Source organism: Flavobacterium sp. (assembly GCF_034111225.1).
In the GTDB taxonomy this organism is placed as follows: domain Bacteria; phylum Bacteroidota; class Bacteroidia; order Flavobacteriales; family Flavobacteriaceae; genus Flavobacterium.
Genome location: NZ_JAWUXR010000016.1, coordinates 37377 through 59789, shown reverse-complemented (window position 1 = coordinate 59789; position 22413 = coordinate 37377). Strand labels below are relative to the sequence as shown.

The window sequence follows — 22413 nt, the reverse complement described above, 5'->3', positions numbered from 1 at the left end:
TATAAATATATATCTATTGCAAAAAAAATGTAGTTTAAATTATACGTTTAATTCTTCAAATGATTTTTTTGCCTCTTCATAACCAATGTTAAAAATAGCATCCATTTTTATTTTATTGGTTTCAAACGTACTGTATTTTGAAAGCTCTTTTGGTTCTATAACCAAATCACATAAGCTAAACTTTTGATAATTACCTTGAGCAGAAAGTAGGTCGAAAGCTCTAGTTGTTACTGCTTTAATTGAATTCAAATCTTTTTCTACAATATCTTGAATTGGACTTACATAAACACCTATTATGCTATCACACCTTCCTTGGATTAAATCAGTGGGGAAGTGGTTTAAAATTCCGCCATCACTATACAAGCTTTTGTTTATTTTATAAGGTGAAATTATACCTGGAAATGCAGATGAAGCTAATACAGCATCTGATAATTTAGTTTCGGGTCTAAATATTTTCAATTTTCCTTTTACCATATCCGTTGCGGTAATTATAATTGGAAGTTCAAGGTCTCCAATTTTTGTTTCTCCAAAAATTTTATCGAAATAATCTTTAAATGATTCTGAATCTACAATTCCTGCTTTTTTTAATGTAAAATGGCTCCAATGAAAAAAGTAAATTGATTTAAAAAAATCAAGAATTTCATTTGGAGTTTTCCCAAAAGCATAGAGCGCTGCAATAATTGCACCTGCACTAGTTCCGCTAATTATTGAGGGTTTTATTTTTTTTTCTTCCAAAAATTTAATTACTCCTGCATGAGCAATCCCTTTTGAACCACCACCTGAAAGTACTAATCCAATATTTTTAGAATTTAAATCCATGGTTGATTTTTAAGTTATGTAATAAAGCTTACATTCTATTTTCAAAATTAAGATTATTTTTGCCAAGTAAATATTGTAAATATGAAAAATATCATACAAAAATCTTTAAAAAGCAGTTTTTCTTACAAAACGTATAGAGAATATGTTTCAAAATTAATTGAGGAGGGTAAATCTACAGGTCATACTCAAACAGAAGATTTGTTGCATTATTCAGAATTAAACGAAACAAGGTTAAAACGCCTTGACAAAAACATTAAAGTGGTTCCGGAAATTGAAAAACAATTAGGTAATTTATCTAAAAAACTTACTTGGTTGGTTATTTCTGAAGGTTGGTGTGGTGATGCAGCTCAAATTCTACCTATAATTAATAAAATGGCTGAAGTGTCAAATTTTATTGATTTACAAATTGTTTTAAGAGATGATAATGATGTATTAATGAATAAATTTTTAACAAATGGTGGAAAAGCAATTCCAAAATTAATCATTCTTGATGCAGATTCTAATGAAATATTAGCTGATTGGGGACCTAGACCTGAACCTGCCCGAAAACTTATTGCTGATTATAAAGCTGCAAATGGAGTAGTGGATGAAGAAGCTAAAATTGAATTACAAAAATGGTATTTACATGACAAAGGAATTTCTACTCAAAACGAAATTATGGCTTTAATGCCAAAGGAAGTTTTAGTCTAAAGTTCCAATAACTTTTAGTTTGTTTGAATTGGAAATTCCGCCAGGGTTACAGCCTAATTGACCTTCTGGGACTTCCATTTCTAATTTGTCGTAATATTCTTGCCATACTTCAAAATAAGCATCAGAATTTGGCGCCTTAAATGTCATAGGCTGTAACTCAAAAAAAGGTTCGCCGTAAGCGTCTAAAAAGGCATCATAAATTAATTCAGAGCAATAATAACTTCCATTATTATACAAATAAGCATTATCATAAGGAACCCCTATTTGCTCCAATGAAAAAGTAATTGCACTCGGTATGTGCTTCCTGTATTTTCTTTTCAATCTCCCTACAAACATAGTTTCGTTTGTATAAGATTTAAATTTTTTAAGTGGAGTCAATTGAACTGCACTTCCGGCAGCTTCAATAATGTAAATAGAATCATTTTGGATATAAACCAAGCCAAGATGACTAAAATCATTTCCTTTATAACCTTCAGTAACCTGATTAATAGCCTCACATAAAGGTCCGCAATTCATAGATTGAAAAATAATATCGCCAGTTTTTAGTTTTATATTTTGCGAAAAACTAAACTGTATGATGATTATAAAAATTAAAAATTTAAATTTCATCTAACATGTTCTTTTCAAAAACTTCAGGAGTAACTGCATTTTCAACAGCATAGTCACCAATTTTTGTTCGTCTTAAAGAAGTTAAATGTCCACCAGATTGCAGTGCCAATCCAAAATCATATGCAATAGAACGAATGTAAGTTCCTTTGCTGCATTTTATTCTAAAGTCAATTTCAGGTAATGCAATTCGAGTAATTTCAAACTCGTACATTGTAGTTTTTCGTGCTTTAATTTCAACTTCTTCGCCAGCACGAGCATGTTCATACAAACGTTTTCCGTCTTTTTTGATAGCAGAATAGACGGGGGGTTTTTGGTCTATCTCACCAAGAAATTTATTTATGGTTTCCTTGATTAAAGCTTCTGTAATGTGGTCTGTTGGAAAAGTTGCGTCAATCTCTGTTTCTAAATCATAAGAAGGTGTTGTTGCGCCAACAGTTATCGTTCCGGTATATTCTTTGGCTTGTGCCTGAATTTCGGTAATTATTTTAGTAAATTTTCCTGTACAAATAATCAATAAACCATTTGCTAATGGATCTAAAGTACCTGCATGACCAATTTTAAACTTTTTAGGTAAGTCAAAATGTCTTTTTAAAGCATATTTTAATTTATTAACCGCTTGAAAAGACGACCAAGTCAAAGGCTTGTCAATTAATAAAACTTGACCGTTTAAAATATCTTCTTTAGTCATTAAATAATGGATAATTTTTGCACAAAAAAGTGAATGAATAAAATTGCAACACCAGCTACAATTCTATAATAACCAAACATTTTAAAACCGTGTTTAGTTAAGTAGCCAATGAATGATTTTATAGCGATAAGTGCTACTAAAAAACCAACAACGTTACCAATAATAAGTAAGTTGAATTGATGATCTGTTATTTCAAAACCAGCTTTATAGTAATCGTATAATTTTTTTACAGTTGCACCTAACATTGTAGGAATAGCTAAGAAAAATGAAAATTCAGCTGCTGAAGTTCGAGATAATTTCTGACTCATTCCTCCTACAATACTTGCTCCACTTCTAGAGACACCAGGAATCATGGCTAAGCATTGGAAAAAACCAATTTTTAAAGCTGTTAAGTATGATATTTCAGTGTTATCAGAATTTCCAAACCATTCATCTACTTTTAAAAGCAAAACTCCACCAATAATAAGTGAAATAGCAACAACAATTGGGCTTTCTAATAAACTATCAATAAAATCATTTAAAAGTAAACCAAACACAACTGCCGGAATAAAGGCTACAAATAACTTAAAGTAAAAATCTAAACTTTGGAAAAAACGTTTGAAGTACAAAACAACAACTGAAAGTATTGTTCCAAGTTGAATGACAATCGTAAAAAGTTTGGTAAAATCATCACCTGCAATTCCAAAGAAGGAAGAAGCAATAATCATATGTCCTGTTGAAGAAACAGGTAAAAACTCAGTAATTCCTTCAATAATGGCAAGAATAATAGCTTGAAAAATATTCATTATTTATTTCTTCTCTTTCTTAAAAATAGAATAAATCACAACACCAAAACCTCCAAGAACAACAGTTGGTGCTAAGCGAATACGTCTAAAACTAAAAACATCTTCATTAAAAACATTTGGATCGTCACTTCCGCCTCCACTCATTAAAATGAAACCTAGCGCAATTACACCAAGGCCAATTAAAAGAAACTTATAATTAACTTTTTCAAATAAAAATTGAGGTTTGCTATTTTCGTTTTTCATATTTGTTTTTTTAATGCTGAAATCTTCAATTAATAAAGATCATCTGTTTTTAGGTTTAAAAAGCGTTGAGTAGCAAAGTAAGTACTTATCCAAGTAATCACAATTCCTACAACTAACACGCCTATAATTACAATTCCTATAGAAACATAATCTTTAGCTATGCCAATGTTCGGAAAAATTCCGTCAACATAATAAACCACTCCTAAAATCGCAATAATAGCTAAACTAGAACCTAAAAGGCCAAGTTTAATGCTTCTCCAAATGAAAGGCTTTCTAATAAACGACTTAGTTGCTCCAACCATTTGCATCGTTTTTATGGTAAAACGGTGAGAATAAATTGATAATCGTAATGAACTATTAATTAACAACATTGCAATCACAGCGAAAAAGCCGCTGATTATTAAAATCCAAAAGCTTATTTTCTTAATGTTATCGTTAACTAAATCAACTAATTGTTTGTCGTAAATAATTTCAGAAACCATTTCGTTTTTCTTAATATCGGTCTCAATGTTTTTAATGCTATCAGTAACTACATAATCACCTTTTAAGTTAATGTCAAAAGAGTTTTGCAAAGGATTGAATCCTAAAAATTCCATGAAATCTTTACCTACAATATCTACATTTTTTTTAGCAGCACTGTCTTTATGTACAAAAACGTATTCTTTAATAAAACGAGAATTTTTCAATTCAGTATCAAAAGCAGTTAAAGCACTATCTTTTGCCTCGTTTTTAAAGAAAACAGTCATGGGAATATTTTCCTTAAAATCATTCGTTATTTTTTTAGAATTAATTACAAATAATCCTAAAGTTCCTAACAAAAATAAAACCAAAAATATACTTAAAACTACAGAGAAATAAGAAGAAATTAACCTTCTCTTGTTGTAATTTTCGAATGATGAAGCCATAGTGTACTATAAATTAAGGTGTAAAAATAAAAAAGAAATTCCGTATATATAGAATATAACGTCTAAAGTTTTGACTTTCGTACAATAAACGTAAATTTGTGGCTGATTTTTAAGAATTAAATGTTTTAAAGAAACATGAATTTTTTATAATGACTTGAGCTTGCAAAAGCATGACTCCAATAAAAAAACAATATTAAAGCGGAATGACTTAAGCTTGCGACAGCATGAGTCCCTTGGTGAAATAATAAAGACGAATGAAATACAATCCAAACGAAATCGAAGCAAAATGGCAACAATATTGGTCAAAAAACCAAACCTTTGCTGCAACAAATCATTCAGAAAAACCTAAATATTATGTGTTAGACATGTTTCCTTATCCATCTGGAGCAGGATTACACGTTGGTCATCCATTAGGTTATATTGCTTCCGATATTGTCGCGCGTTACAAGCGTCACAAAGGATTTAACGTGTTGCATCCACAAGGGTATGATTCATTTGGTTTGCCTGCGGAACAATACGCGATTCAAACAGGACAACACCCAGATAAAACTACTAAAGAAAATATTGCTCGTTACCGTGAACAATTAGATAAAATTGGATTTTCATTTGATTGGAGTAGAGAAGTGCGTACTTCAAATGCCGATTATTACAAGCATACACAATGGATTTTTATTCAATTATTTGAATCTTGGTACAATAACGATTCAAACAAGGCGGAAAGCATTTGTACGTTAATTCAAATTTTAGCAAAAGACGGAAATGCAAATGTAAATGCAGTTTGCGATGATAATATTGCTCCATTTTCAGCAGATGAGTGGAACGCATTTTCATCAGACGAACAACAAAAAATATTACTACAATATAGATTAACTTATTTAGCAGAAACTGAAGTAAACTGGTGTCCAGGATTAGGAACAGTTTTAGCCAATGACGAAATCGTAAACGGCGTTTCAGAACGTGGTGGTCATCCTGTCATTCGTAAAAAAATGACACAATGGTCGATGCGAATTTCTGCTTATGCAGAACGTTTGTTGCAAGGTTTGAACGATATCGATTGGACAGAATCTTTAAAAGAATCGCAACGTAACTGGATTGGAAAATCAGTTGGAGCTTCTGTAGAATTTAGAATTCAGAATTCAGAATTCAGAATTTCTGTATTTACAACAAGACCGGATACCATTTTCGGAGTAACCTTCATGACTTTAGCACCAGAACACGATTTGGTAGCTAAAATCACAACACCTGAACAAAAAGAAGCCGTTGCATCTTACATAGAAGCAACAGCAAAACGTAGTGAAAGAGAGAGAATGGCCGATGTTAAAACCATTTCTGGAGTATTCACAGGTGCTTATGCCGAACATCCTTTTACGAAAGAACCAGTTCCAGTTTGGATTGGAGATTACGTTTTAGCAGGTTACGGAACAGGTGCAGTTATGGCAGTTCCTTGTGGGGACGAACGTGATTATGCTTTCGCGAATTTCTTTAAAGGAACAAACGGAATGCCAGTAATTAAGAACATTTTCGACCAAGATATTTCGGAAGAAGCTTTTGGAGCGAAAGAAGGTTTTAAATTAGTAAATTCTGATTTCTTAAACGGTTTAGGCTATAAAGAAGGAACAAAAAAAGCGATTGAAGCTTTAGAAAACATAAAACAAGGTAACGGAAAAACCAATTACCGTTTGCGCGATGCTGTTTTTTCACGTCAAAGATATTGGGGAGAACCTTTTCCTGTTTATTACGTGAACGGTTTACCGCAAATGATTGACAAAAAACATTTACCAATTGCTTTACCAGAAGTAGAAAAGTATTTGCCAACAGAAGATGGGCAACCACCTTTAGGTAATGCAACTGTTTGGGCTTGGGATAGTGAAGCAAACCAAGTAGTAAGTAATGAAAAAATAAATAACACAAGTGTGTTTCCTTTAGAATTGAACACGATGCCGGGTTGGGCTGGTTCTTCTTGGTACTGGATGCGTTATATGGATGCGCACAATGAAGAAGATTTTGCAAGTAAAGAAGCTTTAGAGTATTGGCAAAATGTAGATTTATACATTGGTGGAAGCGAACACGCAACCGGACATTTATTATACGCTCGTTTTTGGAACAAATTCTTAAAAGACAGAGGTTTTGCTCCAACAGAAGAACCATTCAAAAAGTTGATCAATCAAGGAATGATTTTGGGCGAAAGTGCTTTTGTTTTTGTTTTACAAACAAAGCTAGGAGATAAAAATACTAATATTCAAGTTATAATAAATCAAGATACATATAAAAACTACTTGAATGGAGGAAACATAAATTTACTTCCGGAAAATCTTTTCAAATTTTTAGATAAAAAAATCTCTTTATTTGAAAGTTTAAATGCTCAGTTGTCAGGTTTGGAAAGGAATTTTGTATGTTTTAAATCTGCTGTCGATGTGACTTATGTTAATTTAAAAAACGAAATTGATTTAGTTGAACTTTCAAATGATGAAAGATATAAGCTTTTGCAAAATGCATCTTATTTTGATGGAAATGAGATTAAAGAAACAAAAGACATTACTGTTATTCGCGAAGTAGAAAAAATGTCGAAGTCAAAATACAACGTAGTTAATCCAGATGAAATTTGTAATGAATATGGAGCGGATACCTTACGTTTGTATGAAATGTTTTTGGGTCCATTAGAACAAGCAAAACCATGGAACACTGCAGGAATTACTGGTGTTTTTGGTTTCCTAAAAAAACTATGGCGTTTGTATTTTGATGATAACGGTTCAATTGTAACCAATGACGAACCAACGGCAGAGATGTACAAATCGTTACATAAAACTATTAAAAAAGTGACTGAAGACATTGAGAATTTTTCATTCAACACTTCGGTTTCCCAATTCATGATTTGTGTAAACGAATTACAACAATTAAAATGCCATCACAGAGCCATATTAGAACCATTAGCAATTGTAATGTCGCCTTATGCGCCGCATATTGCAGAAGAATTATGGAAACAATTAGGTCACGAAGGTTCAATTGCAACGGTTGAATTTCCAATATTTGAAGCTAAATATTTAGTAGAATCTGAAAAAGAATATCCAGTTTCGTTTAACGGAAAAATGCGTTTTACAATGAAATTACCTTTGGACTTAACCAAAGAAGAAATTGAAAAAATCGTTATGGCCGACGAAAGAACAATTACTCAATTAGCAGGAAATGCTCCTAAAAAAGTAATTATTGTTCCAGGTAAAATCATCAATTTAGTAGGATAAAAATGGAATTAGAAATACAAAATAAAACCAAAAATGTAAAGTTTTTTTCTAAAAAAACTATTGGGATTGCTACTTTTTTTGGCGGACCATTAGCGGCGGGTTATTTAATAAGAGAGAATTACCTTTCATTGAACAAACCAGATGAAGGTAAAAATGCGTTGATGATAGCTATTGCAGCTACAATTATAATATTTACAGGTATTTTCATGATTCCGGAAAATATTATAGATAAAGTTCCAAACCAAATTTTACCAATAATTTACACAGCGATTATTTATTATATTGTTGAAAAAACGCAAGGAGATGTTTTAAAACTGCACGAAGAAAACGGAAACAGTTTTTATTCAGGTTGGAAAGCTGCTGGTGTTGGTTTGGTAAGTTTAATTCTAATTTTTATAATATCTTTTGGAGCAATTTATTCTACTTCTAATGATGAAAATCTAGATTTGTACGATGCAAAAATGGAGGTTTTTTATAAAAATGAAACTGAATCTATTGAATTCTATAATCATTTAGATACAAAATCAAATTTTGCTCTTATAAAGGAGTTAGATGAAATGGTAATTCCAAAATGGGAACAAAATATTCAAATTGTCGAGAATGTTTCTAAAATTTCAGATTTACCCGATGAGGTTAAAACAATGAATGAAGAATTGGGAAAATATTCAAAATTAAGAATAAAAGCATTCCAACTCTTTAAGAAAGCAATCGAAGAAGATACAGATGTTTATGCAAATGAATTAGAAACAATTCACAACGAAATAGACGTTCAATTAAATGTTCTCGGAAATTAATTTTATACTTAAGGTTGTTACATGTAGAATTGTAAATTTAGTATATAGTTGACTTTCGCTTAAAATTCAAAATCCTGACAGAAATGTCGGGATTTTTTGGTTTAAATCAAAATTTACTTACACCATTACCTACATGTGTGTTAAAATTTTATATTTCATTCAAACAAATTAGGATTTACGTTTTTATATTTCATATATTTAAGAATTATGCAATTTATTTGATATAGTTGTAAGAATAGCTCTACTAGTTTTATTAATCCCCAAATCGATAAGCTATGAATAGAAGATTAATCACGTCCGTTTTAGTATTGGTTTTTTTGTGCGGTAATTTTATGAATTCGCAAGCACAAGAATTGAATCAAGTTTCTGCTTCTAAACAGGAATTAATGAAGAATTTTTCAATTATGATGAAAAAATCTTTACCCTATAAAAATTATAAGGTAATTGATCAAAATCAAATTGTGAATTTTCAATCAGATTTAGGGAATTATTTAAGGAAAGAAGGAGTGGTTCAAAAGAAGATTTTAAATCAGTTGGAAGCAAAAAATAATACTATACTTGCATTGCAAAATAAAATATCAGAACTTCAAAATACCAATTCGTCTTTGTTAGGAGATGTTAAAAGCATGAGTTTTTTAGGAATGTCAATTAATAAAACGGTATTTACTTCTGTAATGTGGATTTTGTTTTTAGGCGCTATTCTGTTCTCAGGAATTTTATTTTTAAAATTTAAAAGAGCTAATAATATAGCAAGCAGTTCAAAATCAGTTTTGCGAGAATTGGAAGATGAGTACGAGGTATTTCGTCGAGTTTGTATTCAGCGTGAACAAAATTTAAAACGAAAACTTTTTGATGAAATCAAGAAAACTGATAGTTTAAGAAATGTTTCTTAGATCATTAAAACCTTCTTTAAGAAGGTTTTTTTATGTTTTGATTTTAAATGTGTAACTTTTTTCAAATTTTACGTATAATAATAATAGTAAAGATAATAAGTGCATGCATTACCTGTAAAATCTGGTTTTAAGATTAGGAAAGAAACATTAGCTAAAGATGTGGAGCAGTTTTTAAACAAAAAAGTAAGTGAAGGTTTTGAAGTTGTAAACGTTTCATCGATCAATGGTATTAATAGCATTTATTACATTAAGTAGGTAAAAAAACGTCAAATTGTCATTTCTAAAAATTGGAACACAATTTGATGATTATTTTGTAACTTTAAATTCAAAATTTAAAAAAAATGATAGGATATTATATTTTACTTGGCGCGATAGCTCTTGTTAGTTGGATAGTAAGTTCTAGGCTTAAAAGCAAATTTGCAGAATACTCTAAGGTACATTTACGCAACGGATTGTCTGGAGCTGAAATCGCAGAAAAAATGTTAGCGGATAATGGAATTTACGATGTAAAAGTTATTTCTACTCCGGGTAGGTTAACAGATCACTATAATCCGGCAGATAAAACAGTAAATCTTTCTGAAGCAGTTTACAACCAAAGAAATGCTGCGGCTGCGGCTGTTGCGGCTCACGAATGTGGACATGCGGTGCAACATGCAACTGCATACAACATGTTAGAAGTACGTTCTAAATTAGTACCTATTGTTAGTGTAACTTCTGGAATGTCACAATGGGTTGTTCTAGGTGGTTTGTTATTAGGAGCTGCTGCTGGAGTTGGCTTTGGTTATTATGTTGCAATTGCGGGTTTAGTGATGATGGCTTTTGCTACGCTTTTTAGTTTTATTACTCTGCCTGTAGAGTATGATGCAAGTAATAGAGCTTTGGCATGGTTAAAAGGGAAAAATATGCTAGGTCAGCAAGAATATGAAGGCGCTGAAGATGCATTAAAATGGGCAGCTAGAACGTATTTTGTTGCTGCAATAGGAGCATTAGCATCATTAGTATATTGGGCATTTCAAGTTTTTGGTTCAAGAGATTAAATTTTAAGATAAATATTATAAAAAAATCCGCAATCGCGGATTTTTTTATTTCTGAACTTTTTTCAGAAGCTATATCTGTATTTGGCGGTCAATTTGCTGATCTAGCGAGATAAACGTTTCGGTTCTTGAAACGCCATTTATAGCTTGAATTTTTTTGTTTAGTAACTGCATTAAATGCTCGTTGTCTTTACAGATAATCTTAATAAATATGCTCCAGTTTCCTGTAGTATAATGACATTCTAATACTTCTGGTATTTTTTTCAATTCTCTAACTGCTTCAGGATTGCTCATGGCTTTGTCTAAATAAACGCCCACAAATGCCATTGTAGAATAACCAAGCACTTTTACATCAACCACAAATTTTGAACCCGAAATCACACCAGCTTGTTCTAATTTTTTTAGACGTTGATGAATTGCTGCTCCCGAAACCCCAATTTTTTTAGCAATTTGTAATATGGGTTTACGAGCATCTTGCATTAAGTGGCGTAAGATTTCTTTATCGATGCCGTCTATTTCAATTTGAAACTGATTTAATTTCATGGGTTTTAATTTGAAATCAAATGTAAGTTATTTGTTGAAATTATACCAATAAAAAAGCCCAACGGTTAGTTTGGGCTTTTAAAAATATTAGACTCTAAAATAATTCTAGTAACTTATATTGTCTGGATTATATCCTAAATAAGGCGTTTCATATTCGCTAAAAATTACACCGTAATCTTCTAGTTCTTTTAATATTGGACTATAAACCTCTTTTGAAATAGGTATTTGTACTCCAGGAGTTTTAATTTCTCCATTTAGTATTTTTAAAGTTGCAATTGCAACGGGTAAACCAACTGTTTTTGCCATCGAAGTATAAGTTTGGTCGTCTCCTTTGCAAACCATCGTAGCGTCAATTTGTTTGTTCTCACCATTTAAAGTGTACCCAAATTTATGGTACATTACAATCATATCTTTATCGTCTTCTTTTAGAACCCATTTTTCTGCTAATATTTTTTCTAAAATTTGAGCAGGAGTGGCTTTTGTAAGTTCTACTTTTTTGTTAGGATTAAACAAATCTAATTCAACTAACTTGTCCCAAATAACATCATCTTGATCAATTTTTTGGGCATGACGTAATTTAATTTCTACAATATCAGTTGGGTGATAAGGTAAAAATGAGTTTGTGAAATCACGATAAGACATTTCTTCAGAATTGTCAATAGTATATGAATCATCTGTCATTCCTAATTGTACTAAAATGTCCCAAGCTCTAGAAAATCCAACTTTTCTAATTGTTCCTCGGTAAACTGTTAATGCATTGTCTAAGCCATAAACACTTCTGTATTTTAAAGAATCTCTATTAGCGTAAGCTTCAAACCTACCGTATCCTTCTACGTCTAAAAACTCAGTACGTCTAAATAATTTATTATATGGGATGTATTTGTAGGTTCCTTCTTGGATGAATTTTGCAGCACCACCTTGACCAGCTAAAACTACATTTCTTGGGTTCCAAGTAAATTTATAATTCCATAAGTTAGTGTCGCTTTCAGGTGCAACTAAGCCGCCACAAAAAGACTCAAACAAAATAATTTCTCCTCCTTTTTCACGAATTTCATCAATCACTTTCATTGCACTCATGTGGTCAATCCCAGGGTCAAGGCCAATTTCGTTCATGAAAATTACTCCGTTTTCTTTTGCAACTTTATCAAGTTCTTGCATTGCGGGACTTATGTACGATGCAGTTACCATGTGTTTTTTGTAAACAACACAGTCTTTGGCAACTTCTATGTGTAAGTGGGCAGGAAGCATTGAGATAACAATATCTGCTTTTTCAATTTCCTTTTTACGTTGTTCTGCATCAAAAATATCAAATGCAATTGCTGTTGCATTCGGATGGTTGTTGGTTTTCTTTTTTGCCAGTTCAACAGATAGGTCAGCAATAACAATTTTTAGATTTTCTTCTGTTGATTTGTCAAGTAGGTATTTTATTAAAGAAGAAGCAGATCTACCTGCTCCTATTACTAATATGTTTCTCATTATGATAGGGTATAAATATAACACGAAGGTAATGAATTGTTATATTTATTAAAAGCAATTTTAAATCTATTATGGTTTTTAACATAAAAAGAAATTGGTATATTTGTTGTATAAACCAGATAAATGGAAAAAAAATTGATTCTATCGGCTGCTATAATAGGTGCAGTTGCAATTGTTTTAGGTGCTTTTGGAGCTCATGCTTTAAAAAAAATTCTTACTGACTCTCAGCTTAATACCTTTGAAGTGGGGGTTAGGTATCAAATGTATCATGCTTTTTTTTTATTAATTGTTGCCAATTTAAATTTCATTACTCTTAAGGATAAAACAATAATCATGTGGTTGGTTATTGTTGGAATATTGCTCTTTTCAGGATCTATTTATTTACTTTCTACAAATACAATTACAAAAATAAAAACAACTTTTTTAGGTCCATTAACTCCTGTTGGAGGACTGTTTTTAATTGCATCTTGGTTGTATTTGTTTTATATTGCACTTGTAAAAAACACTAATTAACAATGCTTTCTAAAATTTAATTTATAATTTTGCGTTTTATTATACATAAACAACATAACTAAAAAACAGTATGAATAATCACACTCAAACAACGAATATTATATCGTTAGAGAAATATGGAATTAAAGATGTTGCTGAAGTAATTTACAATCCTTCATATGACTTTCTTTATAATGAAGAGTTGAGTTCAAATTTACAAGGTTTTGAAAGAGGTCAATTGACTGAACTTGGTGCCGTGAATGTAATGACTGGTATTTATACAGGTCGTTCTCCTAAAGATAAATATATTGTTGAAGATGATGTTACTAAAGATACAATTTGGTGGACTTCAGATAAAGCAGTAAATGATAATAAGCCAATTTCAACTGAAACTTGGAAGGCTTTAAAAGCAACAACTGTTAATCAGTTATCGGGTAAGAGATTGTTTGTAATTGATGCTTTTTGTGGTGCAAATGAAAATACAAGGTTAAAAGTACGTTTTATAATGGAGGTTGCTTGGCAAGCTCATTTTGTAAAAAACATGTTCATTCAGCCTACAGCCGCTGAGTTAGTAAAGTTTGGAGAGCCTGATTTTGTTGTGATGAATGGTTCAAAAACATCATTTAAAGATTTCGAAAAGCATAATTTAAATTCAGAAGTATATGTTGCTTTTAACTTAACTGAAAAAGTTCAGTTAATAGGTGGTTCTTGGTATGGTGGTGAAATGAAGAAAGGTTTGTTTTCAATGATGAACTATTATTTGCCATTACAAGGAATTGCTTCTATGCATTGTTCTGCAAATAAAGGAAAAGATGGCGATGTTGCTGTTTTCTTTGGTTTATCTGGAACTGGAAAAACTACTTTATCTACTGATCCAAAGCGTGAATTGATTGGAGATGACGAACACGGTTGGGACAATGATGGTGTATTCAATTTTGAAGGAGGTTGTTATGCTAAAACAATTGATTTAAGTAAAGAAAACGAACCAGATATTTATGGAGCTATAAAAAAAGATGCTTTATTAGAAAATGTTTCTGTTGATGCAAATGGCAAAATTGATTTTACTGATGGTTCTGCAACTCAAAACACAAGAGTTTCATATCCAATTAATCATATTGAAAATATTGTTAGGCCGGTTTCAAAAGCAGGTCATGCAACAAAAGTAATATTCTTAACCGCAGATGCTTTTGGGGTGATGCCTCCAGTGTCTAAGTTAACACCTGAGCAAACTAAATATTATTTCTTATCTGGATTTACTGCTAAATTAGCGGGTACAGAAAGAGGAGTAACTGAACCGCAGCCAACTTTCTCTGCTTGTTTTGGAAAAGCATTCTTATCGCTTCACCCTACAAAATACGGTGAAGAATTAGTTAAGAAAATGGAACAAAATAATGCTACTGCTTATATGGTTAATACAGGCTGGAATGGAACTGGAAAGCGTATTTCGATAAAAGACACTAGAGCTATTATTGATAGAATCTTAGATGGTTCTATTGAAAAAGCTGAAACTAAAATTATTCCAGTATTTAACTTTGAAGTTCCTACTTCATTAAGTGAAGTGAATTCTCAAATTTTAGATCCAAGAGATACTTATACTGATTCTACTGAATGGGAAGTAAAAGCAAAAGATTTAGCTAACCGTTTTGTTGCTAATTTTGAGCAATACACAGACAATGAAGAAGGGAAAAGTTTAGTAAAGGCAGGTCCAAGTTCATAAAACAATAAATTGAATAAATAAAAAAGCTCTGCAATTGCAGAGCTTTTTTATTTATAATTATTCAGGAATTTTACTTCCCTTTGTTTGCTTCTAAGATGTATTTTTCTAATGCGCCTGTCATTGATGGCGTTCCGGGTGATGGAGCCATGATATCTACTCTTAATCCACTATCTAAAGCTTCTTTTTGAGTTGTAGTTCCAAACACTGCAATTCTAGTGGTGTTTTGCTCGAAGTTAGGAAAGTTTTTCAATAAAGATTTAATACCTGATGGGCTGAAAAAAGCTAAAATATCATAATAAACATCTTTTAAATCAGATAGGTCGCTAACTACAGTCTTGTAGAAAACGCCTTCTGTCCAGTTTATTTTCAAGTCGTTCAAAGTTAATGGAACGTCTGCATTTAATTGATCTGATGCTACTAATAAAAAAGCTTCGTCTTTATATTTTTTAATAAGTGGAGCTAAATCAATAAAATCTTTTTGACCCACATAAATTTTTCTTTTTCTGTAAACAACATAACGTTGTAAATAAAAAGCTACTGCTTCAGATTGACAAAAATACTTTAAATCTTCAGGAATTTTATATCTCATTTCTTCAGCAACTCTAAAAAAATGGTCTACTGAATTTCTACTTGTTAAAATTATTGCGGAAAATTTACTTAAGTCTATTTTTTGTGCTCTTATTTCTTTTGCAGAAATACCTTCTACATGAATAAAAGTTCTAAAGTCAACTTTAACCTTCAGTTTGTTTTGAAGCTCAAAATAAGGAGAATTTTCTACTTTAGGCTCTGGTTGTGAAACTAAAATTGTTTTCACTTTCAAATTTGACATATTCTTCCTTTAGTTTTTTATAATCCATTTGTACATGAAATAATACGGTGCTATTTCAAGAGTGCAAAGATACAAAATAAAATAAAATATCTTGCCTAGAATTACATTTTGATATAATTTTAATGTAATAAAATAAGTTATCACATTTATTGCTATTAAAATCAGTAGTAATGACAGGTAAATCCAATTTTCATTGAAAGAATTGTAATATAAAATGATGCTTATAGGTAATAGGAGAACCCCAAAATAAGTTCTATAACTTACTTTCAGTAAATTAAATTGGTCAACAAACTCCTCAATTTTAAAAGTAGTGGCGATAATTTTTTCAATTAAGTACTTTGAAAGTATAAAAACACCTAGAAACGTGATGATTTGAATAAATACAATAAAATTTTCCTTTGTAGAGTATTTGTAATGACTTAAGGTCAATAAAATGAAAAAAGAGAATGATATTAATTGTACTAAAAACATTGACATGGTAAAGCCACTGTTCATATTACTACTGTCCTTGTAAATTTTAGTGTATTTGTCAGAAACGCCTAAGCGCATGAATTCAATAAACCTGATTTGAAAAACAGATCTATTCAATGCTATGATGAAAACACTTATGACAAACAATAAAGTTGCCCAATCAGTATAATTTAAAATTCTTTCTTGGTAATTTATTTCCATAATAATGCTGTAAAATTACAAAAAATCTATTCATAACTATTATTATAATTTTATTAAGATATAAACCACCTAAAAAGTTTATTTTTGTAGCTCTTAAATGTAAAAAAATGTCAAAAGGGATAGTTATAATTCCAACATATAATGAAATTGAAAATATAGAAGAGATAATTAATGCTGTCTTTTCTTTAAAGACTGAATTTCATGTACTTATAGTTGATGACAATTCTCCTGACGGTACAGCATTAAAAGTGAAAGAGCTGCAAGAACAATTTGGAGATAAGTTGTTTTTAGAAGTGCGTCAGAAAAAATCAGGATTAGGAACTGCTTACGTTTATGGTTTTAGATGGGCATTTGAAAGAGAATATGTATATGTTTTCGAAATGTATGCAGATTTTTCTCATAACCCTAAGGATTTAGTAAAATTGTTCAAGGCCTGTGAAAAGGGTGCTGATGTTGCAATCGGCTCGAGGTATTCAACAGGTGTAAATGTTGTAAACTGGCCATTGAGTAGGGTTTTATTGTCTTATTTTGCTTCAGTTTATGTGAAATTTATCACAGGAATGAAGATTCATGATGCAACTGCTGGTTTCATTTGCTACAGAAGAGAAGTTTTAGAAACTATTAAATTAGATAGAATAAAATTCATCGGATATGCGTTTCAAATAGAAATGAAATACAGAGCATTTGTTCAAAAATTTAATATTGTTGAAGTTCCTATTGTTTTTACAGACAGAACAAAAGGACAATCAAAAATGAGTGGTTCGATAATTAGAGAGGCAGTATTTGGGGTAATACTATTAAGGATAAAAAAAATATTTAATACATTATAATGGGTAAGTTTTTAATAAAGAATGCGAAAATTGTAAATGAAGGGGTGATTTTTGAAGGCGATGTATTAATTGAGAATGATTATATTAAAGAGATTGCTGAATCAATAAGTCTAAAATCATCTGATTGTACTATAATTGATGCTGAAGGAAATTACCTTATTCCAGGTGTAATTGATGATCAAGTTCACTTTAGAGAGCCAGGTTTAACACATAAAGGAACTATTGAATCAGAGAGTAGAGCTGCGGTTGCAGGTGGTATTACAAGTTTTATTGAACAACCTAATACAGTTCCAAATGCAGTAACTCAAGAATTGTTAGAAGATAAATATGTTATCGCTAGCAAAACTTCCTATGCTAATTATTCTTTCATGATGGGAGGGACAAATGACAACTTAGAGGAGGTTTTAAAGACAAATCCGCGAAATGTTGCGGGTATAAAATTATTTTTAGGTTCATCTACAGGTAATATGCTTGTTGATAATCAAGAAGTTTTAGAAAAAATATTTTCATCTACAAAAATGCTAATTGCAGTTCACTGTGAAGATGAAGGAACAATAAAAGCTAATTTAGAAAAATACCAAAAAGAATTTGGTGATGATATTCCTATGAATAAACATCATTTGATTAGAAGTACAGAAGCGTGTTATATTTCTTCTTCAAAAGCTATAGAGTTGGCAAAGAAAACAGGGGCAAGATTGCATGTTTTTCATTTATCAACTGCAAAAGAAATGGATTTGTTTACCAATAAAATTCCGCTTGAAAAGAAACAAATTACTGCGGAAGTATGCGTTCATCACCTTTTGTTTACAGATAAAGATTATGATACAAAAGGCGCTTTTATTAAATGGAATCCTGCTGTAAAAACTGAGGCTGATAAAAATGCTCTTTGGGAAGCTTTGCTTAATGATAAAATTGATGTTATTGCAACTGACCATGCGCCACATACTCTAGAAGAAAAGAAAAACTCTTATTTAAACTGCCCTTCTGGCGGGCCATTAGTTCAACATGCTTTAGTAGCGATGTTTGAAGCGCATTTAAACGGTAAAATTTCAGTTGAAAAACTAGTAGAAAAAATGTGTCATAACCCTGCTAAAATTTTCAAAATTGAAAAAAGAGGGTTTTTAAAAGAAGGTTATTTTGCTGATTTAGTTATTGTAAACACACATCAGCCTTGGGTTGTAAATAAAGATAATATTCTATACAAATGTGGATGGTCGCCTTTTGAAGGAACAAATTTTAAATCGAGAGTAATGCATACTTTTGTGAATGGAAATTTGGTTTATACAAATGGAAAAGTTAAAAGTGTAAAAGCTGGAAAAAGATTACTTTTCGAAAGAGAATAATTATGAAAAAAATACTTTATACAATAATTTTATTTGCATTATTTGCATGTAATGATAATCCTGTTCAAACTCCAAAGAACTTGTTGGATGAAGAGGTGATGGTTGATATCTTATATGATATTGCATTATTACAAGCAGCCGATGGTTATGTCCCTGAAAAGTTAACAGCTAACAATATTAAAATCAATAGTTTTATTTATAGTAAGTATAAAATAGATAGTGTTACCTATTATCAAAATCATAAATACTATGCAGGGAATGTTAGAAAGTATAAAAAAATGTATAAAGAAGTAATCAGTAGAATTGACTTTAAAACCAAAGAGTTACAGGATGCTACTTCTGGAATTAAAGATAGTTCTTCAGGCTCTAAAACTGTTTATATTCCAATAAAAGATTAATTAAATATTCTTCCATATTAATAAAATTGTAGTTTAAGTGATTTACAATTTTAGTATTTTCATAAACATCAACACTGTGAGAAGAAATTGCAGTAGCTCTTGTAAAACTCCTTTTCTTAAATGTAATTGTAGTAAAAAACCAGTCTAATCGCCATGCTAAGCTTGTTAAGTATTTAGGTGCATAAAACTTAGGTTTTTTTACTTTTAAGCCTTTTGCTATAATAAATAAAACGTCATTTAAGTTTATGTTTTCGGCAACTAAACAAAATTTCTTTCCATTTATAGAACTGTTCATTAATTGTGTCATGCAGTTTACAACATCTTCAACAGCAATGATACCTATTTTACCTTTTGTGTAAAATAAAAGTCCATTTTTCACTTTATTAATTAAAATGCTACTGCCTTGATTTGGAAAACCACCACCAAAAATAACCCCAGGGTTTACAATAACAATTTCAAGTCCTTCTTGATGTGCTCTCCAAACTTCAATTTCGGCTCCATATTTTGAGATTGCATAGTCGCCATGAAGTTTTTCTGGGTTCCATTCTGTTTCTTCAGTGATAATGGATTCTGTTTCTTTAGGGTCGCCTAAAGCAGCGGTTGAACTTACGTGACAAAGCTTTTTTACATTAAAATCTATGCAGCAATTTACAATATTTGCAGTGCCTTCAATGTTTGTTTTTCTAAGCAGTTCTTCGTCGTTTGGATCAAACGAAATTAAAGCAGCGCAATGATAAACATGTGTAACGTTTTCAAAAGCATTGTTTAAAGAAGGAATATCGGTAATATCTCCTTTTATCCAAATAATTTTTTCAAATAAATGAATTGCATCCTTATTCTTAAAAACATTTTTTAAAGCTTCAATATTTTTCTCATTTCTGTACAATGCTTTTACTTCCTTTGCTTCTTGAAGTAAATTTATAAGCAAATGCGAACCTACTAAACCTGTTGCTCCTGTAACTAATATCATTTTGTAAAGATAAATAATCTTTCACTTATTTTTTAAAATTGACATTGAATTTGCTTATTGCCATTGCTATTGTATTTCTTATCTTTGTCAAAATTTAATAATAGAAATGAAAAATTTAATTGAAGAATTACAATGGAGAGGACTTGTGCATGATATTATGCCAGGTACAGAAGAACAACTATTAAAAGAGCCAACAGCTGTTTATATAGGTTTTGATCCAACTTCAGACTCATTACATATTGGTAGTTTAGTGCCAATTATATTATTAAAACATATTAGAAATTACGGACACAGACCAATCGCTTTAGTTGGTGGTGCAACTGGTATGATTGGAGATCCTTCTGGAAAATCTAATGAAAGAAACTTACTAGATGAAGATACTCTTAACTATAATGTAGATGGAATTAAAGGTGTGCTTTCTAAATTTTTAGATTTTGAAGCTACAGATGCTACATCGCCAGTTTTAGTAAACAATTACGATTGGATGAAGAAATTTTCATTCATTGATTTTGCTCGCGAAGTAGGTAAGCGAATTACCGTTAACTACATGATGGCAAAAGATTCTGTGAAGAAACGTTTAAGTGGAGAAGAAGGTGGCGAAGGAATGAGTTTTACCGAATTTACCTACCAGTTAATTCAAGGATACGATTTTTACCATTTAAACAAAGAATACAACTGTTTGCTTCAAATGGGAGGTAGTGACCAATGGGGAAACATCACAACAGGTACAGAATTAGTTCGTAGAATGAATGTAGATAATGAAGAACGTTCTAAAGCTTATGCAATGACTTGTCCATTGATTACAAAAGCAGATGGTTCTAAATTCGGAAAATCTGAAGGTGGAAATGTATGGCTTAGTGCTGATAAAACTACTCCTTATGCATTTTACCAATTTTGGATCAATACTACAGATGAAGATGCTGAAAAATACATTAAAATATTTACGTTTTTAGACAAAGCAACAATTGACACTTTAATTGCTGAACATGATGAAGATAGAGGAGCTAAGATTTTACAAAAACGTTTAGCACAAGAGTTAATGATATTAGTTCACTCTCAAGAAGATTTAGATAGAGCTATTTTTTCATCAGCTGCATTTTTTAGTAAAGACATGACTAATTTAAAAACGTTATCTGTTAAAGAATTAGAAGCTGTTTTTGAAGGAATTCCTGTTGCTGAAGTTTCAAAGTTTGACATTGAAGCAGGAGTTGAAATTATTGCCTTCCTAAATGAAAAAACAGGGTTTTTAGCTTCAAATGGCGAGGCACGTAGAGCTTTAAAAGAAAATTCTATTTCTATCAATAAAGAGAAAATAGCTGAAGAATATATTGTTTCGACTAAAGATTTAGTAAGTGATGAATTTATTCTTTTACAAAGAGGGAAGAAAAATTATTTTGTGGTAAGAGTAAAGTAACTTACAGAACCATAAGGTTACAGCCACGAATATCTGAATTATCAAAACGTCCCAATACTTCAAAAGAGTGATTGGGATTTTTTTTGCCTAAATCTTGCGTAGCTATAAAAGAACATGAATTGATGTTGGCTAAATCAATTACGTTTATTCCGCCTGTTTTTCCTTCTTTTACGTAAGACAAAGCATCTTCAGTGTCACGAACAAGGATTTGCATCCAAGGCGGGCATTCAAATACTCCATTCCCTAAAGAATAAGCTTGCGATAGTAATTCTGTCATTCCATATTCTGAATGAATAACAGAGATGCCAAAACCCATACATAATTCTTCATGAAGCTCTTCGCGAATCATTTCTTTTCGCCTTCCTTTCATTCCACCAGTTTCCATTATAATTGTGTTTTTTAATTGGAATTTTTGCATTTCAATTAAATCAAGTAATGCGTAAGTGACACCTATTAATATTACGTTTTGCCCTGAATTATCAAGTTCGATTAATTTTGAAATTAATTCATTGTAGTTATTTAGGTAGAACCCAGAATCAGGATGATTGCTGCTTTTAATTAAATCTTCAGCCATATAGATTAAAGAGGAGCCTTCACGTTCTAAATAAGATGGTAAAAGCGCTAAAACACAATAATTTTCAATGTTTCCATAAAATTCAGAAAACCCATTTCGATAACTCTCTTCATATATTGAAATATCGGTTACTAAGTGTTTACTTGTTGTTAAGCCTGTAGTTCCACTGCTTGTAAATGTTTGTTGAACGGCTTCAGAAGAACTTAGTATATTGTGTGTTTTAAAGAATTGTATAGGCAAAAAAGGAATGTCTAAAATACATTTTACATTGGATTTATTTTTTTTCAAATGCGAGCAAAAATCTTGATATACTTTATTGTTATCATATTGGTGACGAAAAACTTTTAGGGTTATTTTTTCGAATTCTTTTTTTGAAGAAATTGTAAATATGTCTTGTGAAGTAATCAATTTTTTTTACAAAGCTATAAAATAAAAAAGCACCAACTATACGTTGGT

24 protein-coding genes are annotated in these 22413 nt (G+C 31.0%); 12 read left to right on the top strand and 12 right to left on the bottom strand.

The genetic code is table 11. The features are described 5' to 3' along the window. Nucleotides 1-39 precede the first annotated feature (39 nt). The gene (locus UXY25_RS11460; RefSeq protein ID WP_320816160.1) at nt 40-819 is read right to left on the bottom strand and encodes a patatin-like phospholipase family protein; all 780 of its coding nucleotides are present in this window, start codon (nt 817-819) and stop codon (nt 40-42) included. A gap of 81 nt (nt 820-900) precedes the next feature. Here UXY25_RS11460 and UXY25_RS11455 point away from each other — a divergent pair, with 81 nt between their 5' ends. Next, nucleotides 901-1509 (top strand): thioredoxin family protein, encoded by a 609-nt coding sequence (locus UXY25_RS11455; RefSeq protein WP_320816159.1) that lies wholly within the window; start codon nt 901-903, stop codon nt 1507-1509. Here UXY25_RS11455 and UXY25_RS11450 read toward each other — a convergent pair. From UXY25_RS11450 to UXY25_RS11430, 5 genes are read right to left on the bottom strand one after another with little or no spacing between them, the layout of a single operon-like run. Further along, the gene (locus UXY25_RS11450; RefSeq protein ID WP_320816158.1) at nt 1501-2118 is read right to left on the bottom strand and encodes a YiiX/YebB-like N1pC/P60 family cysteine hydrolase; all 618 of its coding nucleotides are present in this window, start codon (nt 2116-2118) and stop codon (nt 1501-1503) included. The two genes, UXY25_RS11455 and UXY25_RS11450, sit on opposite strands and share 9 nt — an antisense overlap. Then, entirely contained in the window at nt 2108-2806 is a 699-nt protein-coding gene (truB, locus tag UXY25_RS11445; protein ID WP_320816157.1) for a tRNA pseudouridine(55) synthase TruB, read from the bottom strand. The genes UXY25_RS11450 and truB overlap by 11 nt, the downstream gene beginning before the upstream one ends. Continuing rightward, a complete protein-coding gene (locus UXY25_RS11440; protein ID WP_320816156.1) occupies nt 2806-3591 on the bottom strand; it encodes an undecaprenyl-diphosphate phosphatase in 786 nt (261 codons plus the stop codon). Before UXY25_RS11440 ends, truB begins: the two co-directional genes overlap by 1 nt. Nucleotides 3592-3594: 3 nt before the next feature. Next, on the bottom strand, nt 3595-3834 hold the full coding sequence (locus UXY25_RS11435) for a DUF3098 domain-containing protein (RefSeq protein WP_320816155.1): 240 nt from the start codon (nt 3832-3834) through the stop codon (nt 3595-3597). Between the two features lie 29 nt (nt 3835-3863). Then, nucleotides 3864-4739 carry a cell division protein FtsX gene (locus tag UXY25_RS11430; protein ID WP_320816154.1) on the bottom strand — a complete coding sequence of 292 codons (876 nt, stop codon included), beginning with the start codon at nt 4737-4739 and terminating at the stop codon, nt 3864-3866. A 254-nt stretch (nt 4740-4993) separates the two neighbouring features. Between UXY25_RS11430 and UXY25_RS11425 the strand changes: the two genes are divergently transcribed. From UXY25_RS11425 to UXY25_RS11405, 5 genes are all read left to right on the top strand, one after another. Further along, on the top strand, nt 4994-7978 hold the full coding sequence (locus UXY25_RS11425; RefSeq protein WP_320816153.1) for a leucine--tRNA ligase: 2985 nt from the start codon (nt 4994-4996) through the stop codon (nt 7976-7978). Between the two features lie 2 nt (nt 7979-7980). Continuing rightward, on the top strand, nt 7981-8772 hold the full coding sequence (locus UXY25_RS11420) for a hypothetical protein (RefSeq protein ID WP_320816152.1): 792 nt from the start codon (nt 7981-7983) through the stop codon (nt 8770-8772). Nucleotides 8773-9047: 275 nt separating this feature from the next. Continuing rightward, the gene (locus UXY25_RS11415; protein WP_320816151.1) at nt 9048-9665 is read left to right on the top strand and encodes a hypothetical protein; all 618 of its coding nucleotides are present in this window, start codon (nt 9048-9050) and stop codon (nt 9663-9665) included. A 99-nt stretch (nt 9666-9764) separates the two neighbouring features. Continuing rightward, a complete protein-coding gene (locus UXY25_RS11410) occupies nt 9765-9920 on the top strand; it encodes a hypothetical protein (RefSeq protein ID WP_320816150.1) in 156 nt (51 codons plus the stop codon). Between the two features lie 86 nt (nt 9921-10006). Beyond that, the gene (locus tag UXY25_RS11405; RefSeq protein WP_320816149.1) at nt 10007-10702 is read left to right on the top strand and encodes a zinc metallopeptidase; all 696 of its coding nucleotides are present in this window, start codon (nt 10007-10009) and stop codon (nt 10700-10702) included. Between the two features lie 69 nt (nt 10703-10771). On the opposite strand, the gene UXY25_RS11400 is transcribed toward UXY25_RS11405, so the two are convergent. Then, entirely contained in the window at nt 10772-11242 is a 471-nt protein-coding gene (locus UXY25_RS11400; RefSeq protein WP_320816148.1) for an Lrp/AsnC family transcriptional regulator, read from the bottom strand. A gap of 105 nt (nt 11243-11347) precedes the next feature. Next, on the bottom strand, nt 11348-12718 hold the full coding sequence (locus UXY25_RS11395; protein WP_320816147.1) for a saccharopine dehydrogenase family protein: 1371 nt from the start codon (nt 12716-12718) through the stop codon (nt 11348-11350). 123 nt (nt 12719-12841) lie between these two features. Between UXY25_RS11395 and UXY25_RS11390 the strand changes: the two genes are divergently transcribed. Together UXY25_RS11390 and pckA are read left to right on the top strand one after the other, a co-directional pair. After that, nucleotides 12842-13231 carry a DUF423 domain-containing protein gene (locus tag UXY25_RS11390; protein WP_320816146.1) on the top strand — a complete coding sequence of 130 codons (390 nt, stop codon included), beginning with the start codon at nt 12842-12844 and terminating at the stop codon, nt 13229-13231. A 70-nt stretch (nt 13232-13301) separates the two neighbouring features. Then, nucleotides 13302-14927, top strand: coding sequence for a phosphoenolpyruvate carboxykinase (ATP) (gene pckA, locus UXY25_RS11385; protein ID WP_320816145.1), 1626 nt, complete (start codon nt 13302-13304; stop codon nt 14925-14927). Nucleotides 14928-14997: 70 nt separating this feature from the next. Here the strand turns inward: pckA and UXY25_RS11380 are convergent, their stop codons facing one another. Together UXY25_RS11380 and UXY25_RS11375 are read right to left on the bottom strand one after the other, a co-directional pair. After that, on the bottom strand, nt 14998-15747 hold the full coding sequence (locus UXY25_RS11380) for a uroporphyrinogen-III synthase (RefSeq protein ID WP_320816247.1): 750 nt from the start codon (nt 15745-15747) through the stop codon (nt 14998-15000). A gap of 18 nt (nt 15748-15765) precedes the next feature. Then, nucleotides 15766-16428, bottom strand: a complete 663-nt coding sequence (locus UXY25_RS11375; protein ID WP_320816144.1) for a DUF4271 domain-containing protein — start codon at nt 16426-16428, stop codon at nt 15766-15768. Between the two features lie 107 nt (nt 16429-16535). On the opposite strand from UXY25_RS11375, the gene UXY25_RS11370 reads away from it, so the two are divergent. From UXY25_RS11370 to UXY25_RS11360, 3 genes are read left to right on the top strand one after another with little or no spacing between them, the layout of a single operon-like run. Continuing rightward, entirely contained in the window at nt 16536-17258 is a 723-nt protein-coding gene (locus tag UXY25_RS11370) for a polyprenol monophosphomannose synthase (RefSeq protein ID WP_320816143.1), read from the top strand. After that, nucleotides 17258-18601 (top strand): dihydroorotase, encoded by a 1344-nt coding sequence (locus UXY25_RS11365; protein WP_320816142.1) that lies wholly within the window; start codon nt 17258-17260, stop codon nt 18599-18601. The genes UXY25_RS11370 and UXY25_RS11365 overlap by 1 nt, the downstream gene beginning before the upstream one ends. A 2-nt stretch (nt 18602-18603) precedes the next feature. Continuing rightward, complete coding sequence (locus UXY25_RS11360) at nt 18604-18999, top strand: DUF4296 domain-containing protein (RefSeq protein ID WP_320816141.1); 396 nt, start codon at nt 18604-18606, stop codon at nt 18997-18999. On the opposite strand, the gene UXY25_RS11355 is transcribed toward UXY25_RS11360, so the two are convergent. Continuing rightward, on the bottom strand, nt 18968-19969 hold the full coding sequence (locus tag UXY25_RS11355) for an NAD-dependent epimerase/dehydratase family protein (protein WP_320816140.1): 1002 nt from the start codon (nt 19967-19969) through the stop codon (nt 18968-18970). The two genes, UXY25_RS11360 and UXY25_RS11355, sit on opposite strands and share 32 nt — an antisense overlap. 106 nt (nt 19970-20075) lie before the next feature. On the opposite strand from UXY25_RS11355, the gene tyrS reads away from it, so the two are divergent. Next, the gene (gene tyrS, locus UXY25_RS11350; RefSeq protein WP_320816139.1) at nt 20076-21383 is read left to right on the top strand and encodes a tyrosine--tRNA ligase; all 1308 of its coding nucleotides are present in this window, start codon (nt 20076-20078) and stop codon (nt 21381-21383) included. Between the two features lies 1 nt (nt 21384). Here the strand turns inward: tyrS and UXY25_RS11345 are convergent, their stop codons facing one another. Continuing rightward, entirely contained in the window at nt 21385-22365 is a 981-nt protein-coding gene (locus UXY25_RS11345) for an acyl transferase (protein ID WP_320816138.1), read from the bottom strand. Between the last annotated feature and the right edge of the window lie 48 nt (nt 22366-22413).